The organism is Nonomuraea sp. K271 (genome assembly GCF_009908215.1).
Classification (GTDB): Bacteria; Actinomycetota; Actinomycetes; order Streptosporangiales; family Streptosporangiaceae; genus Nonomuraea; species Nonomuraea longispora.
Map to the genome: position 1 here is coordinate 1 of NZ_JAAAHR010000206.1, position 15,953 is coordinate 15,953.

The window sequence follows — 15,953 nt, forward strand, 5'->3', positions numbered from 1 at the left end:
GGCCTCGTCGGCGCCCGCCGCGTCCCCGCCCGCCTCCGACGCGCCCGCCACCGCGACCGCGCAGGACGACGCCGCCTCGGCGACGGAGTCGTCCGGCGTGCCCGCCTGGATCTGGGTCGCGCTGGCGGTGCTCGTCGTGCTCGGCGCGGTCGTCGGGCTCCGGGCCGCGCGCCGGCGCCCCGGAGGAGAGGAGCCGGGTGCTCAATGAGCAGGCCCGGCAGATCGCCGGCCGGTGGGTGCAGACGGAGGGCGCCACGCTGCCCGGATTCGGAGGAGCGTTCCTGACCGGGTCGGTGTTGTGGGGCGACCCGCGCGCCGCACTCGACCCGGCGTCCGACGTCGACGTCATGCTGATCGCCGGCCCCGGCGTCAGGCCGGGCAAGTTCGCCTACGAGGGGGCGCTGCTCGAGGTCTCCTCCATGCCCCGCATCGGGTCCGCGGACGACGTCCTGGCCGACTACCACCTGGCCGGCAGCTTCCATCTGCCGTGCGTGCTGGCCGACCCGACGGGGCGCCTCAGCGCCATCCAGCGGGTCGTCGCCCGCGACTTCGCCGTGCGAGCGTGGACGACGGCACGCTGCGCGGGCGCGATGGACCGCGTTCGCGCGTTCCTCGGCGGCATGGACCCGTCGGCGCCGCTGCACGACCAGGTCACCGGCTGGTTGTTCGGCACCGGGGTCACCACGCACGTGCTGCTGGTCGCCGGGCTGCGCAACCCGACGGTCCGGCGGCGGTACGCGGCCGTGCGCGACCTGCTCGCCGCCCACGGCCGCCTGGACGTCCACGAGACCCTGCTCGACTGGCTCGGCTGCGCCGGCCTCGACGCGGCCAGGGTCGAGCGGCACCTGGCGGCGCTGGAGACGGTGTTCGACGCCGCCGCGGCCGTGCGGGCGCCCGTGTACCGGTTCGACTCCGACATCTCCGCCGTGGCCAGGCCCGTCGCCATCGACGGCAGCCGGGACCTCATCGCGCGCGGGCTGCACAGAGAGGCGGTCTTCTGGATCGCCGCCACCTACGCGCGGTGCCTGGCCAAGCGGGCCGCCGCAGGGGAGCGGGGACACGAGGACGGGCTGCTGGACCTGCTCGCCGACCTGGGCGCGGAGACGTACGCCGACCGCAGGCGACGCGCCGACCGCGTGCTCGCCGGGCTGCCCGGCCTGTGGGAGACGGCCATGTCGCTGTGCTGACACCCGTGTTCGGGTGGCGCAAGGACCGGCGGTCACCGGCCGTCGAGGCGGTCGACGGCCTCGCCGTAGATCCCGGGACTGCGGTCCACCTGGTCGATGAAGTCGCCGGGGAAACCCAGCTCGAAGCCGACCGCGGACTCCAGCCGCCGCGCCGCCTCGCCGGGCAGCTCCACCCCGGTCGCCGCCAGGTTGTCCTTGAGCTGCTCCACGGTGCTCGCTCCGAGGATCGGATGCACCCCGCGCCGCAGCACCCACGCGATGGCCACCTGTGACGCGGTGACGCCCAGCTCGGCGGCCACCTCCACCACGGCACGCGCCGCCGTACGCTCCCGCTCGGTCAGGGAGCCGGGATCGCGCCGCGAGGCCGCCGCGTCCGGCGCGTTGTAGCGGCCGGACAGCACCCCCTGCGCGAGCACCCCCCACGCCGCCACGCTCATCCCGTACGCCTGCGCCATCGGCAGCAGCTCCCGCTCCACGTCACGCGAGAGCAGGCTGTACGGCACCTGCAACCCGGCGAACGGCGTCCACCCCCGCCACTCGGCCAGCGTGTTGGCCCGGCTCGCCACCCAGGCGGGCGCGTCGGAGATGCCGGCGTAGAGCACCTTGCCCGCGCTGACCGCGTCGTCCAGCGCGCGCATGGTCTCCTCGACGGGGGTGTGCCGGTCCCAGACGTGCACCCAGAACAGGTCGACGTAGTCGGTGCGCAGCCGCCGCAGGCTCTGCTCCAGCGACCGGACGAGGCTCTTGCGGTGGTTGCCGGCCGCGTTGGGGTCGGTGCCGTCGATGCTGCCGGTGTACTTCGTGGCCAGGACGAAACGGTCGCGCCGGCCCTGGAGCAGCTCGCCGACGACGTTCTCGCTCTCGCCGTATATGGACGCCGTGTCCACGACGTTGCCTCCGGCGTCGGCGTACAGGTCGAAGACGCGGCGTACCTCGGGCGAGGACTCACGGTAGGTCATCGCGCCGAGGAACAGCTGGGAGACCCTGAGCCCGGTACGGCCCAGCAGCCGGTAACGCATCATGAGAGCCCCCACCTGGTACGGACGGGCGCCGCCCCCGCTTTCGATCGGATCGTGGTCGTCATGCGCTCCACCCTTCACCGAACTCGGGCCGCGGAGGAAGACCATGGGGGGACTGGCTCTCCCGGGGCCACGATGACGCAAGGCGGATCTTCCGTACACTTCAGGCGTGAGCGACAACCAGCTCGGCACCTTCCTGCGCTCCCGCCGCGAGGCCGTCGAACCCGCCGACGCGGGGCTGCCCGACGGCCCGAGGCGCCGCACGCCGGGGCTGCGCAGATCCGACCTGACCACGCCGGCAGCGCCGGCCGCCCTCCAGCCGGTGACCGGCTGACCCCGCGCTCGCCGCCGGTCAGTCCCGGACGTCCAGCCCCATCGCGCCGGCCACGACCGTGGCCTGGAACGGGTCGATGATCGCGCCGGTCAACGTGACCGTGCGCGGGTCGAGCGTGCTGAGGTCGCTGCCGCGCAGATCGCACTTCGTCAGGTCGGCTCCGCGCAGCGACGCTCCCGTCAGGTCGGCCCGCCGCAGCTCCGCCCGCTCCAGCCGGGCGCCCGCCAGGTCGGCCTCGCGCAGCCGGGTGCCGTGGAAGGAGCAGCCCCGCAGGTCGGCCCCGGCCAGGCCGGCGTAGGACCAGTCGCCGCCCTCGACCTTCAGCAGGCCGTACGTGCAGCCGTCGAACACGCTCCCGGTCAGCTTGCACCCCGTGAACGTGGCGTCGAAGAGCGAGCACCGCGTGAACGTGCAGTTGAGGAAGCTCGCGTCGGTGTGCTCCGACACGTTGAACCGCACGTTGCTGAAGTGACACTCCTCGAACGACGAGCCGCGGTCGGCGAGCTCCGTCATGTCCACGTCCTGGAACAGCACCCGGCGGTGGCTCTCTCCGGAGATCTCAAGCGTGTCCCAGTCCGTGGACCAGATCGTCTTCTCTGTGGGATGGGCCATGCGAACAAACTAGCGGGTCAGGCCCGCTTCGCGATGGCGGTGATGAGTGGCTGCACGGCCTTGGCCGCCAGGGGCCCGAACGCGGCAAGGATGAGCACGTACGCCGCCGCCAGCGCCCCCAGGTCGGGATGCGCGCCCGCGCCGACCGCGAGACCGGCGATGACGATGTTGAACTCGCCGCGGGGGACGAGCGCGATGCCCGCTCGTGCCTGTCCGGCCCTCGCGATGCCCGCCCGTTTGGCCGCGTACATGCCGGTGACCACTTTCGTGATCATGCTGACCAGCGCCAGCAGCGCCGCCAGTCCGGCCACCGGCAGGATCTTCGCCGGGTCGGTCTGGAAGCCGAAGAACACGAAGAACACCGCGGCGAACAGGTCACGCAGCGGCGCGAGCAGCGCCTGCGCGTCCTCGGCCAGCTCTCCGGAGAGCGCGATGCCCACCAGGAACGCGCCGACCGCCGCCGAGACCTGCAGCTGCTGGGCGAGGCCGGCGACCAGCAGGGCCAGGCCGACCACCTTGAGCAATAACACCTCGGAGTTGGGGCTGGACACGAACGCCTCGATGAAGCGCCCGAACCGCAGCGCCACCACCAGCACGATGCTGACCGTGAGGAGCGCGATGCCCACCGAGATCGCCCCGCTCACCAGGCTCAGCCCGGCCAGCATGGTCGTCAGGACCGGCAGGTAGACCGCCATGGTGAGGTCTTCGAACACCAGCAGCGACAGGACCGTCGGCGTCTCCCGGTTACCGATCCACCCGAGATCCGACAGCACCTTCGCGGTGATGCCCGACGAGGTGGCGTAGGTGACACCGGCCATGGCCACCGCCGCGACCGGGCCCCAGTCCAGCAGCAGCGCGATGATCGCGCCCGGCGCCGCGTTGAGCACCAGGTCGACGATGCCGGCGCGGGCATTGCTCGTCAAGCTGGTGACGAGTTCGTCGGCGTTGTACTCCAGACCCAGCGTCAGCAGCAGCAGGACGACGCCCAGCTCCGCGCCGATGGAGATGAACTCCTCGCTGGTGGCCAGCGGCAGCACGCCGCCCGTGCCGAACGCCAGCCCGGCGATCAGATAGAGGGGGATGGGGGAGATGCCGCCGCGCAAGGCCAGCGCGCCCAACACTCCAAGACCCAGTAGTACTGCTCCGAATTCCAGGAATAGGATCGCGGTTTCGTGCACCCGCGGCCCTACCCTTCTGCCAAAATGCCGGCGACCTCGGCGGTGGTGTCCTCGCTGCCGACGACGACCACGACGTCACCGACGGCGAAGACGAAATCGGGTCCAGGACTGGCGAACACCTTGCCGCCGCGCACGACGGCCACGATGGAGGCGCTGGTACGCGTGCGCACCCGGGCGTCCCCCATGGGGCGTCCCACGTACGGGGAGTCGGCCGGTATCGGCAACTGCACGCTGACCAGGCCTTCGACCTGTTCGTGCAACTGGTTGAGACGTTGCACGATGCGCGGTGCCCCCAGAAGCTCGGCCAGTGTGTCCGCCTCCTCGTCGTTGAGCTTGACCGTGTGGCAGACGGCGTCGGGATCCTCTTTGTCGTAGATCACGAGGTCCCGGCGCCCAGTGCGGTGGGACACGATGCCGACCCGCTGTCCTTTGCGCGTCGTGAAATCGTGCCGCAGACCGATGCCGGGCAATGCTGTTTGTTCGACCTCCACCTGTCCCACCTGTTCAGATCCGCATTTTTCCGGACAACCCTACCAATGCATTACCCGCGTTATACACACGCTTACCGACCCCCCGGCCACGCCTGCGCCCGCCGGTCCGGTGCCGGTTCACGGCCGCTCACTGCCGGTCGCGCCCCTGTCGTACGCGAAATGGTGACTCGTGGGAGACTGCTCAACGGCGCAACGTGACGAGAACGCGTCCAGCGGACGGCCCACCGGCCGCACGAGACCCCCGAGAGCAGAGGAATGGGCAACAAGGAGGCGCAGCCGTACCACGTCGACACCCGGTTGCCTGAAGAGATGGGCAGCATCACGGCATCGCGGCAGATCATCGGTGAGGCCCTGGCCGCGCGCGGCTACCAAGGGCAGCACGAGGACGTTCTCCTGGTGGTGTCGGAGCTGGTCACCAATGCCCTCGTGCACGGTGACGGCCCGCCCTCGCTGCGCATGCGGGCGGACGCGTTCAGCGTGCGGATCGAGGTGAGCGACGCCGGCGCCGACCTGCCCCGGCCCCGCGAGCCCGGCCCCGGCGACGGCTGGGGGCTGCACGTCGTCAGGCTGCTGTCCACCGGCTGGGGCATCGCGCCGGTCGAGGGCGGCAAGACGGTGTGGTGCGAACTCACCGCCGGCCTCACCCGAATCCGCCCAGCGGAAATCTGACCCGCTGAACCGCTTCCTCTCTCTCCTCATGCCGCGTTCTCCTCATGCCGCGTTCTCCTCATGCCGCGTTCTCCTCATGCCGCGTTCTCCTCGTGCCGCGTTCTCCTCGTGCCGCGTCCCGGTCCCTCGGCCCTTGGGCCGCTCGCTGGTCCGTTCGGCCGTCTTCCGGCCCGCCTGGTCGCTTGCTGGTCCGGTCCGGTGGTGGGACCTGCTCGGCGGCGGGTTGGCGCGTCCGGCGGTGGCTTGCATGATTCGACCGTGACGCCGTCTGGTGGGTGGTGACCTGGTCCGGCCGGCGGTGCTAGGCGGTGGCCGGGCTGTCAGGGGGCGGTTCGGTCGTGGGGTGCTCGCCGATCAGGGCGAGGGCCTCGCGGGCGATCTCCCATTCCTCGTCCGTGGGGATGACGAGCACGGCAACCTCGGCGCCGGGCGGCGACACCGCGCGCTCGCCCCCTGGCCCGGCCCGGTTGAGCGCGGGGTCGACGGTGATGCCGAGCCGGTCCAGCCCGGCCAGCGACTCGGCGCGGGTGGCGGCGTCGTGTTCCCCGACCCCGCCCGTGAACACGATCGCGTCCACCCGGCCCAGCAGCGCGTAGTAGGCGCCGACGTACTTACGGATGCGCCTGGTGTAGACCTCCAGAGCCAGCCGAGCCTCGTCGTCGTCGCGGGCGCGCACCTCGCGCATGTCGCCGCTGCCGGTGAGGCCGAGCAGCCCGCCCTGGCGGCCGAGCGCCTCCTCCACCCGCTCGGCGTCCATCCCGTCCACCCGGGCGAGGTAGCCGCAGATCGCCGGGTCGACGTCGCCCGAGCGGGTGCCCATGACCAGGCCCTCCAGCGGAGTCAGCCCCATGGAGGTGTCGACGCTGCGCCCGCCGGAGACGGCGGTGGCGCTGGCGCCGTTGCCCAGGTGCAGCACGATGAGGTCGAGCCCGGCCAGGTCGCGGCCGAGCAGGGCGGCGGCGCGGCGCGAGACGTAGGCGCACGAGGTGCCGTGGAAGCCGAAACGCCGCACGCCCAGCCGCTCGCGCCAGTCGCGCGGCACCGCGTACGTGTACGCGGCGGGCGGCAGGGCCAGCTGGAAGGCGGTGTCGAACACGGCCACCTGCGGCACCCCGGGGAACGCCGAGCGCGCGACCCGGATGCCGGTCAGGTTGACCGGGTTGTGCAGGGGCGCGAGCGGCGCGAGCCGCCCGATGGCTGCGATCACGGCGTCGTCGATGAGCACGGCCTCGGTGAACGTGGTGCCGCCGTGCACGACCCGGTGCCCTACCGCCACCGGGTCCAGTTCGGGTCCGGCCGTCCGGAACGCCTCCATGACCGCGCCGAGCCCTTCGGCGTGCCCGGGGAAACGGGCCCGCCGCTCGTGGGGCGGTCCGCCACCCGCGTGGTGCGTCAGGCGTCCCTCGTCCTCGCCGATGCGCTCGACCAGGCCCCCGGCGGGGCGCTCGCGGGTGCGGACGTCGATGAGCTCGTACTTGATGGACGAGGAGCCGGTGTTCAGGACGAGGATGCGGCCGGCCACGTCCACGACCTTATGTCGGCGGGGTCCTCGCCGTGCTCGCGCGTGTGGGCGCGGGCGCGCAGCCGTTCGTCGCTCATGTGCTGGCGCAGGTGCGCCTGGGTGGCGCCGAGGCCGGGCACACGGTCGATGACGTCCATGACCAGGTGGTAACGGTCGATGTCGTTGAGCATGCACATGTCGAAGGGCGTGGTGGTGGTGCCCTCCTCCTTGTATCCGCGTACGTGGAAGTTGTCGTGGCCGTGCCGCCGGTAGGTGAGCTGGTGGATGAGCGAGGGGTAGCCGTGGAAGTTGAAGATCACCGGCCTGCTCGTCGTGAAGAGCGTGTCGAACTCGGCGTCCGACAGACCGTGCGGGTGCTCCGACCGCGGCTGGAGGCGCATGAGGTCGACGACGTTGACCACGCGTACTTTCAACTCGGGCAGGTGCTCGCGCAGCAGCGCGGCGGCGCCGAGCGTCTCCAGGGTGGGCACGTCGCCCGCGCAGGCGAGCACCACGTCCGGCTCGGCCCCCTGGTCGGAGGAGGCCCAGGGCAGGATGCCGAGGCCGCGCGTGCAGTGGGCGATGGCCTCGTCCATGGTGAACAGGTCGAGTATGGGCTGCTTGCCGGCGACGATGACGTTGACGTAGTCACGCGAGCGCAGGCAGTGGTCGCCGACGGAGAGCAGCGTGTTGGCGTCCGGCGGCAGGTAGACGCGGACCACGGAGGCCTTCTTGTTGACGACGACGTCGAGGAAGCCGGGGTCCTGGTGGCTGAAGCCGTTGTGGTCCTGGCGCCACACGTGCGACGACAGCAGGTACGTCAGCGACGCGACCGGCCGCCGCCACGGGATCTTCTGCGACGACTCCAGCCACTTGGCGTGCTGGTTGAACATGGAGTCGACGATGTGGATGAAGGCCTCGTAGCAGTTGAACAGCCCGTGGCGGCCGGTCAGCAGATAGCCTTCCAGCCAGCCCTGGCACAGGTGCTCGCTCAGCACCTCCATGACGCGCCCGCCGGTGCCGAGGTTCTCGTCGGTGGGCAGCAGTTCGGCGTCCCAGGCCCGGTCGGTCACCTCGAACACCTCCTGCAGCCGGTTGGAGGCGGTCTCGTCCGGGCCCATCAGCCGGAACGTGTGCGGATTCCTGGCGATCACGTCGCGCAGCAGCCCGCCGAACACCCGCGTCGGCTCGGTCTCCTGCACGGCGGGCGACTTGACCTCGACCGCGTGGGTGCGGAAGTCCGGCAGCCGCAGCGGCTCCAGCAGCTCGCCGCCGTTGGCGTGCGGGTTGGCGCTCATCCTGCGTGGTCCGGCGGGCACGGTGTCCGCCACCTTCGCGGCCGGGCGCCCGTCGGCGTCGAACAGCTCCTCGGGACGGTAGGAGCGCATCCACTCCTCCAGCATGGCCAGGTGCGAGGGGTTCTCGCGCACCTTCGGCAGCGGCACCTGATGGGCCCGCCAGGTGCCCTCGACGGGCTTGCCGTCCACCTCGCGCGGCCCGGTCCACCCCTTCGGCGTGCGCAGGATGATCATGGGGAGGCGGTCGGCGTCGCCCGCCTTGTACGCGGCCATCTCGTCCCAGGCGGTGTCGAGCGTGCCGGCCATCTCGGCGTGATCGGGGCCGACCAGGTGGGGGCGGTAGCCGTACCCCTCCATGAGTTTGATCAGCTCGTGCTCGGGGATGCGGGCGAGCACGGTCGGGTTGGCGATCTTGTATCCGTTCAGGTGCAGGATGGGCAGCACCACGCCGTCGCGGCGGCGGTCGGCGAACTTGTTGGCGTGCCAGCCGGCGGCCAGGGGGCCGGTCTCGGCCTCGCCGTCGCCGATGACGCAGGCCACGACCAGGTCCGGGTTGTCGAAGGCGGCGCCGTGGGCGTGCGCGAGCGAATAGCCCAGCTCGCCTCCTTCATGGATGGACCCGGGCGTCTCGGGCGCGACGTGGCTGGGCACGCCGCCGGGGAAGGAGAACTGGCGGAACAACCGCCGCATGCCCGCGACGTCCTGCGAGACGTCGGGGTAGCGCTCGGAGTAGGAACCCTCCAGCCAGGCGTGCGCGACGGCCGCGGGGCCGCCGTGACCGGGGCCGGCGATGTAGATCATGTCCTGGTCGCGTTCCTTGATCACCCGGTTGAGGTGGGCGAAGCAGAAGTTCAGCCCCGGCGTGGTGCCCCAGTGGCCGAGCAGGCGCGGCTTGATGTGCTCCGGCCGCAGTGGCTCGCTCAGCAGCGGATTGTCCAGCAGATAGATCTGCCCGACGGACAGATAGTTGGCCGCCCGCCAGTACGTGTCGATGTGCTCCATGCTCCTGCTGCTTCCTCCGTAGAGCGAGCTGAATCCACATCTCGCCCGGCAAGGTGCCGGGCAGGCGAGATGTGGACGCAAAGGATCTCCTCCGCCACGCGCGGAATCAGCGCCGGGGGGTACGTGGTTACGGGACCATGGTGATCGGTTCGGCGACGCGAGGAGGAAGAGCGTGAACGGCGACATCACCCGGAGCCAGGAGTGGGCTGCCCTCGGCAAGCACCACGGCGAGCTGGCGGGCACCCGGCTCCGCGAGCTGTTCGCGGACGACCCGGGCCGCGCCGAGCGCATGACGGCGGCCGCGGGCGACCTCTACCTCGACTACTCCAAACACCGCGCCACGAGCGAGACGATCGGCCTGCTGCTGGCCCTGGCCGAGCGGGCGGGGCTGCGCGAGCGGATCGCGGCCATGTTCGGCGGCGAGCACATCAACGTCAGCGAGGACCGCGCCGTCCTGCACGTCGCGCTGCGCATGCCGCGTGAGACGCGGTTGGTGGTCGACGGCCAGGACGTCGTGGCCGACGTGCACGCCGTGCTCGACAAGATGAGTGCCTTCTCCGGCCGGATCCGGTCGCAGGAGTGGAAGGGCGCCACCGGCAGGCCCATCGAGACCGTCGTCAACATCGGCATCGGCGGCTCCGACCTGGGCCCCGCCATGGCCTACGAAGGGCTGCGCGACTACGCCGACGCGGGCATCGCGGCCAGGTTCGTCTCCAACATCGACCCGGCCGACATCACCGGCGCCCTCGCCGGGCTCGATCCCGCGACCACGCTGTTCGTGATCAGTTCCAAGACGTTCACCACGCTCGAGACGCTGACCAACGCCAGGGTCGCGCGCCGCTGGCTGGTCGACGCGCTCGGCGAGGACGCGGTGTCCCGCCACTTCGTCGCCGTTTCCACCAACGCCGCGAAGGTCGCCGAGTTCGGCATCGACACCGACAACATGTTCGGCTTCTGGGACTGGGTGGGCGGCCGCTACTCCTACGACGGCGCCATCGGCCTCTCCCTGATGATCGCGATCGGGCCCGAGCGGTTCCGTGAGATGCTGGCCGGCTTCCACACCATCGACGAGCACTTCCGCACGGCGCCGTTCGAGGCCAACATGCCGGTGCTGATGGCCCTGCTCGGGGTCTGGTACAACGACTTCTTCGGCGCCGAGACCCGCGCCGTGCTGCCCTACAGCCAGCGGCTGCACCGCTTCCCCGCCTACCTGCAGCAGCTCACGATGGAGTCCAACGGCAAGTCGGTGCGCGCCGACGGCACCCCCGTGACCGCCGGGACCGGCGAGATCTTCTGGGGCGAGCCGGGCACCAACGGCCAGCACGCCTTCTACCAGCTGCTCCACCAGGGCACCCGGCTGGTGCCCGCCGACTTCATCGGCTTCGCCGAGCCCTTCGAGGACCGTGAGGGCATGCACGACCAGCTCGTCGCCAACCTGCTCGCGCAGACCTCGGCGCTGGCGTTCGGCAGGACGGCCGAGGAGATCGCGGGCGAGGGCACCGCGGCCGAGATCGTCCCCCACAAGGTGATGCCGGGCAACCGGCCCACCTCCACGATCCTGGTGCCCAAGCTGACCCCGTCCACGCTGGGCCAGCTCGTCGCCCTCTACGAGCACATCGTCTTCGTCGAGGGCACGATCTGGGGCGTCGACTCCTTCGACCAGTGGGGTGTCGAGCTGGGCAAGAAGATGGCGCTCGACCTGGAGCCCGCGCTCACCTCCGCCGAGCCGCCGGAGCCGAGCGCGGCCACGCTGCCCGACCCCTCCACCGAGCGGCTCGTGCGCCGCTACCGCGAGCTGCGGGGCCGCCGCGTCTGAGCCCGCACCTGCGACGCCGGCCAGGCGGGCGGATCGGGGCGGCTTCGGCCTCGGCGCCACCGACGTACACCGGCGATCGGGGCGCGCGGGCGCCTACAGTGGACGCCATGGCCTCTATGACGCAGTTCGTCGCTTTCGGCGGGGTGGTGCTGCTCGGCGCGATGTCTCCCGGCCCTGACTTCGCGGTCGTCGTACGCCGCTCGGCCGTCTCCGGGCGCGGGCACGGCATGGCTGCGGCGACGGGAATCTCCGTGGGCGTCTTCGTGTGGGTGCTGGCCGCGGCCACCGGCGTCGCGGCGCTGCTGGCCGCCTCGGCCATGGCGTTCACCGTGGTGAAGGTGGCCGGCGCCGCCTACCTGCTCTACCTCGGGGTCAAGGCGCTGCGCGCCGCCCTGGGCCGGGGCGGTCACCTGGCGCTCGACGTGCCGGACCCAGGAGGGCGCGGCGCATGGGCGGCCTTCGTCGAAGGGCTGCTCACCAACGTGCTCAACCCCAAGGCCGCCCTGTTCTTCGTGGCCCTGATGCCCCAGTTCGTCAGCTCCGGCGCCTCGCCGGCGGACACCCTGGTGCTGTCGGTGATCGCGCTGACGGGCACGGTCGCGTGGTTCCTGGTGGTGGCCACCATCGTCGGGACGCTGCGCAGGGTCTTCGCCAGGCCCTCCGTACGCAGAACCGTGGACGGCCTGACGGGCGCCGCCCTGATCGCCCTCGGCGTCGGGCTGGCCGCCTCCGGCCGCCCCTAGAGCCGCACCGGTGACGTCGAGCGGCGGGAGACGACGGCGTACGCGAGGCTGACGATCACGAAGAACGGGACGCCCGCCCACCACGCGGGCCGCAGGGAGTCGATGAACAACGTCGAGACGAGCACCGCGGCGAGGAAGAGCATCACGAGCCCCGACGTGACGGGCGCGCCCCACAACCGCACCGGCGACGGCGGCAGCCCCTGCGCGGAGCGGGTGCGCCGGAAGGTGTAGTGGGTCATGAGGATCAGCAGCCACACGACCAGCGCCCCGAACACCGACACGCCGAACAACGCCAGGTACGCCCCGCTCTCGCTGGCCGCCGAGACGATCGCGGCGAGCGCGAGGCCGAGCGCCGACAGGGCGAGCGCGTTGCGCGGCACGCCGGCGGTGCTGAGCCGCCCGGTCCAGGCGGGGGCGTACCTGTTGGCGGCGAGCGAGTGCATCATCCTGGTGGTCAGGTAGAGGTTCGTGTTGGCGCTGGACAGCGCGGCGGTCAGCACGACGAAGTTCATGACGGTCGCCGCGGCCGGGACCCCGGCGGCGGAGAAGACCGTGACGAAAGGGCTCTCGGTCACGGAGCCGCCCTGGGCGGTCGTGGTCCACGGCACGACGGTGAGCACGATCGCGATGGCCAGCACGTAGAAGAGGGCGAGCCGGGTGACCATGCGGCGGGCGGCGCGCGGTATGTCGCGTACGGGGTTCTCCGACTCGGCGGCGGTGACGGAGACGACTTCCGTGCCGATGTAGCTGAACAACACGAACACCATGGCCAGGAACAGCCCGCTCATCCCGTTGGGCAGGAATCCGTCGTGCGCGGTGAGGTTCGAGACGCCGGTGGCCTCCGAGCCGGGCAGGCCCATGGTGATGAGCAGCACGCCGAGCAGGATGAACACGATGATCGCCATGACTTTGACCATCGCGAACCAGTACTCGACCTCGCCGAACAGCTTGACCGCGGCGGTGTTCACGACGAGCACCACGGCCGAGAAGACGGTGACGGGCAGCCACAGCGGCAGCGACGGCCACCAGAACTGCACGTAGATCCCGGCCGCGATGACCTCGCCGCCGATGGCGATCACCTGGATCGTCCAGTACGTCCAGCGCACCACGAACCCGGCCCACGGGCCGAGGTAGCGGTGCGCGATGACCCCGAAGGCGCCCGCCTCGGGGTGCACGACGACCATCTCGGCCAGCGACCAGCCGATGACCAGGGCGACGCCCGCGCAGATGATGTACGCCACGATGGTCGCGGGGCCGGCCTGGGAGATCGCCAGGCTGGAGCCCAGGAAGAGCCCGGTGCCGATCGCGCCGCCCAGCCCGATCATGGTGAGCTGGCGCCCGGTCAGCCTGCGTCGCAATCCGGATGCGTTGTCCACGAGAAACCTTTCGGGGGTGATCAGGCCCGGCGGCAGGCGCTGATGGCTTCGACGGCCGAGTCCACGTCGGACCGGTCGTTGTAGTAGTGCAAGGACAGCCGCAGCAGGTCGCCCCGCGGCGCGGTCCAGATGCGGCGCTCGGCCAGCCGAGCCGCCAGCCTGGCCGGGTCGTCGTCGGCGATGGCGACCTGCGGGCCGCGTGCCTCCGCAGGGCTCGCCACGCGCTCGCCGGCCGCCGCGAGCCGCTGCGCCAGCTCCTCGACCAGGGCGGACACGTGCTCGTCCACAGCGGCCAGGTCGATCCGTTCGATGAGGTCGAACCCGGCGTTGGCCGCGTAGGCGGACGGGATGGGCGGCGTGCCGGTCTCGAACCGCCGGGCGTCTTCGGGGAAGTCGAGCAGCCGGGGGTCGAAAGCGAACGGGTCGGTGCGGCCGAACCAGCCCGTGAGCTCGGGCTCGCGCTGGTGCTCGATGCCGCCGCGTACGTAGAGGAACGCGATGCCGGGCAGCCCGAGCAGGTATTTGAGCGACCCGGCCGCCAGGTAGTCGCAGCCGAGCCGTTCGACGTCGATCGGGGTGACGCCGGCGCCCTGGTAGGCGTCCACGAACACCCGCGCTCCCTTCGCGTGCGCCAGGCGGACGACGTCCTCGACCGGGAGGCGGGCGCCGTTGCGGTAGGTGTGCAGCGGCACCGACACCAGGTTGACGCTCTCGTCGACGACCCGCTCGTACGCCTCCGCCGGGACGTACTCGCCGGTGTCGGCGGCCACCCGTACCGTGGCGCCGCGCCCGCGCTGGGCCAGCCAGGCGTGCGCGATCGACGGGAACTCCAGGTCGGTGGTGACGATGCCGGGACGGCGGGACCAGTCGAGTGACGAGGCGGCCTGGAAGGCCGCCTCGGAGGCGCACGACAGCACGGCCACCTCGCCGGGCTCGGCGCCGATGAGCCGGGCGAACCGCTCCCTGGCACGGCCGACCTCCGCCATCCACGCCTCCCACGGTGCGCCTCTGTCCCGCAGCGTGTGGCCGATCTCCTGCAGCGCGTACGCCAGCCGCGACGACAGGGCGCCCTGGCTGCAGCTCGCCAGGTGCACGGAGTCGGTCAGGGAGGGGAACTCGGCCCGAAACTGAGTGGCGTTCAGCAGATGCGACATTTCGGGCACCTTATCCGGACGTATTTAACCAGGTCAATATGACTTCAATGTGATTGACGCCCGATAGGATCTGCGCGTGATAGGCGCCAGGATCCGTGAGCTGCGCACCGTACGCGGGCTGACCCTCGCCCAGCTGGCCACGGAGGCGGGCGTGTCCAGCGGGCTGATCAGCCAGGTCGAACGCGGCCTGGCCGACCCCAGCCTGGAAACGCTCAGGAAGATCGCGAAGGTGCTGGACCTGCCGCTGTTCAGCCTCTTCCAGGAGCCGGACGCGGCCGCCGTCGCCGTGGTCAGGCGCGACGGGCGGATGCTCGTCAGGTCGCCCGCGGGTGGGATCACCTACACCCGCGTGTCGCCTGGGCACGGGCGGCTGGAAGTGCTGGAAGGCCACCTGTTGCCCGGCGGGTCGTCGGCCGCCGAGCCGTGGTCGCACCCGTCCGAGGAGTGCGTGCTCGTGCTGCGGGGACGGCTCGTCGTCGAGGTGTCAGGGGCCGAGCACGTGCTGGAGGCGGGGGACAGCTGCCACTTCGACTCCTCGTTGCCGCACCGCTATCTCAACACCGGGGACGAGCCGGTCGACTTCGTGATCGTCGCCACCCCGCCGAGCTACTGAGGCCGGCCGCTCGGGCGGTCCCCGGGCGGCTCCTGCGCCGGCGCGGCCGTGCGGTCGCGGGCGGTGGGCGCGTCGATCACGTAACACGCCCACACATCCGGATTTATCCCGTTAAGGTGCATGAGATCCATCCCAGCCGTCACAGGAGTCATCCCGCTCATGCCGAACGCCGAGCCGCTGCGCCCAGACGATCCCGAGGCGATCGCGGTCTACCGGCTCGTCGGGCGGCTCGGCGAGGGCGGCCAGGGCGTCGTCTACCTCGGTCAGGCCCCGGACGGCCGGCCGGTGGCCGTCAAGGTGCTGCGCCAGTCCGTCGCCGGCGGCAACGGCTTCGCCAAGGAGATCGCCGCCGCCCGGCGCGTGGAGCCGTTCTGCATCGCGCAGGTGCTCGACGCGTCGATGAGCGGGCGTCCGTACATCGTCAGCGAGTACGTCGAAGGCCCGTCCCTCCAGGAGGCGGGCCCCCATCGCGGCGCCGACCTGCAGCGCCTGGCCGTCAGCACCGCCACGGCGCTGGCCGCCATCCACGAGGCGGGGGTCGTGCACCGCGACTTCAAGCCCTCCAACGTGCTGCTCGGACGGGACGGGCCGCGCGTCGTCGACTTCGGCATCGCCCGCCTGGCCGACTCCGCGGTCACCGTCACCAGCAGCGTGGTCGGGACCCCCGCGTACATGGCCCCCGAGCAGCTCGCGGGCGCGTACGTCGGCCCGGCGGCGGACGTGTTCGCCTGGGCGTCGGTCATGGTGTTCGCGGGGACGGGCACGCCGCCGTTCGGCGAGGACACGCTGCCCGCGGTGATCAACCGGGTGCTCAACCAGGAACCGTTCCTGGGCGACCTGCCGGAGCCGCTGCGCCGGGTCGTGCATGCCTGCCTCGCCAAGGACCCGGCCGCCCGCCCGCCCATGCGCGACGTCCTGCTCCACCTGCTCGGCGGCTCCAGCCCGCACCCGCCGCCACCG

Annotated in this window: 16 protein-coding genes; 8 read left to right on the forward strand and 8 right to left on the reverse strand. The window is 71.6% G+C overall.

Annotated elements, in window-relative coordinates; genetic code table 11:
* Both GUY59_RS41565 and GUY59_RS41570 read left to right on the forward strand, forming a co-directional pair.
* The coding region (locus tag GUY59_RS41565) for a hypothetical protein (RefSeq protein WP_442939079.1) at window positions 1–208 on the forward strand (208 nt) is incomplete at its 5' end.
* The gene (locus GUY59_RS41570; RefSeq protein ID WP_138207212.1) at window positions 198–1,187 is read left to right on the forward strand and encodes a hypothetical protein; all 990 of its coding nucleotides are present in this window, start codon (window positions 198–200) and stop codon (window positions 1,185–1,187) included. The genes GUY59_RS41565 and GUY59_RS41570, both read left to right, overlap by 11 nt.
* A 32-nt stretch (window positions 1,188–1,219) precedes the next feature.
* Here the strand turns inward: GUY59_RS41570 and GUY59_RS41575 are convergent, their stop codons facing one another.
* Complete coding sequence (locus GUY59_RS41575; RefSeq protein ID WP_138207218.1) at window positions 1,220–2,206, reverse strand: aldo/keto reductase; 987 nt, start codon at window positions 2,204–2,206, stop codon at window positions 1,220–1,222.
* Between the two features lie 169 nt (window positions 2,207–2,375).
* Here GUY59_RS41575 and GUY59_RS49510 point away from each other — a divergent pair, with 169 nt between their 5' ends.
* Window positions 2,376–2,540 (forward strand): hypothetical protein, encoded by a 165-nt coding sequence (locus GUY59_RS49510; protein ID WP_236668020.1) that lies wholly within the window; start codon window positions 2,376–2,378, stop codon window positions 2,538–2,540.
* Between the two features lie 18 nt (window positions 2,541–2,558).
* On the opposite strand, the gene GUY59_RS41585 is transcribed toward GUY59_RS49510, so the two are convergent.
* From GUY59_RS41585 to GUY59_RS41595, 3 genes are all read right to left on the reverse strand, one after another.
* Window positions 2,559–3,152, reverse strand: coding sequence for a pentapeptide repeat-containing protein (locus GUY59_RS41585; protein ID WP_138207210.1), 594 nt, complete (start codon window positions 3,150–3,152; stop codon window positions 2,559–2,561).
* Window positions 3,153–3,169: 17 nt separating this feature from the next.
* The gene (locus tag GUY59_RS41590) at window positions 3,170–4,273 is read right to left on the reverse strand and encodes a cation:proton antiporter (RefSeq protein WP_252375186.1); all 1,104 of its coding nucleotides are present in this window, start codon (window positions 4,271–4,273) and stop codon (window positions 3,170–3,172) included.
* Window positions 4,274–4,338: 65 nt separating this feature from the next.
* Complete coding sequence (locus GUY59_RS41595) at window positions 4,339–4,821, reverse strand: cation:proton antiporter regulatory subunit (protein ID WP_138207206.1); 483 nt, start codon at window positions 4,819–4,821, stop codon at window positions 4,339–4,341.
* A 255-nt stretch (window positions 4,822–5,076) separates the two neighbouring features.
* On the opposite strand from GUY59_RS41595, the gene GUY59_RS41600 reads away from it, so the two are divergent.
* Window positions 5,077–5,490, forward strand: a complete 414-nt coding sequence (locus GUY59_RS41600; RefSeq protein ID WP_138207204.1) for an ATP-binding protein — start codon at window positions 5,077–5,079, stop codon at window positions 5,488–5,490.
* 301 nt (window positions 5,491–5,791) lie between these two features.
* On the opposite strand, the gene GUY59_RS41605 is transcribed toward GUY59_RS41600, so the two are convergent.
* Both GUY59_RS41605 and GUY59_RS41610 read right to left on the reverse strand, forming a co-directional pair.
* Window positions 5,792–7,012, reverse strand: a complete 1,221-nt coding sequence (locus GUY59_RS41605; RefSeq protein ID WP_171055584.1) for an acetate/propionate family kinase — start codon at window positions 7,010–7,012, stop codon at window positions 5,792–5,794.
* Complete coding sequence (locus GUY59_RS41610; protein ID WP_138207200.1) at window positions 6,988–9,291, reverse strand: phosphoketolase family protein; 2,304 nt, start codon at window positions 9,289–9,291, stop codon at window positions 6,988–6,990. The genes GUY59_RS41605 and GUY59_RS41610 overlap by 25 nt, the downstream gene beginning before the upstream one ends.
* Window positions 9,292–9,463: 172 nt before the next feature.
* Here GUY59_RS41610 and pgi point away from each other — a divergent pair, with 172 nt between their 5' ends.
* Window positions 9,464–11,107, forward strand: coding sequence for a glucose-6-phosphate isomerase (pgi, locus tag GUY59_RS41615; RefSeq protein ID WP_138207198.1), 1,644 nt, complete (start codon window positions 9,464–9,466; stop codon window positions 11,105–11,107).
* A 107-nt stretch (window positions 11,108–11,214) separates the two neighbouring features.
* Entirely contained in the window at window positions 11,215–11,850 is a 636-nt protein-coding gene (locus GUY59_RS41620) for a LysE family translocator (protein WP_138207196.1), read from the forward strand.
* Here GUY59_RS41620 and GUY59_RS41625 read toward each other — a convergent pair.
* Together GUY59_RS41625 and GUY59_RS41630 are read right to left on the reverse strand one after the other, a co-directional pair.
* Entirely contained in the window at window positions 11,847–13,226 is a 1,380-nt protein-coding gene (locus GUY59_RS41625; RefSeq protein WP_201761973.1) for an amino acid permease, read from the reverse strand. The two genes, GUY59_RS41620 and GUY59_RS41625, sit on opposite strands and share 4 nt — an antisense overlap.
* Window positions 13,227–13,246: 20 nt before the next feature.
* Window positions 13,247–14,380 (reverse strand): aminotransferase class V-fold PLP-dependent enzyme, encoded by a 1,134-nt coding sequence (locus tag GUY59_RS41630; RefSeq protein ID WP_138207194.1) that lies wholly within the window; start codon window positions 14,378–14,380, stop codon window positions 13,247–13,249.
* A gap of 76 nt (window positions 14,381–14,456) precedes the next feature.
* Between GUY59_RS41630 and GUY59_RS41635 the strand changes: the two genes are divergently transcribed.
* Together GUY59_RS41635 and GUY59_RS41640 are read left to right on the forward strand one after the other, a co-directional pair.
* The gene (locus tag GUY59_RS41635) at window positions 14,457–14,993 is read left to right on the forward strand and encodes a helix-turn-helix domain-containing protein (RefSeq protein ID WP_138207192.1); all 537 of its coding nucleotides are present in this window, start codon (window positions 14,457–14,459) and stop codon (window positions 14,991–14,993) included.
* Window positions 14,994–15,113: 120 nt separating this feature from the next.
* On the forward strand, window positions 15,114–15,953 hold an 840-nt coding region (locus GUY59_RS41640; RefSeq protein ID WP_236668022.1), incomplete at its 3' end, for a serine/threonine-protein kinase.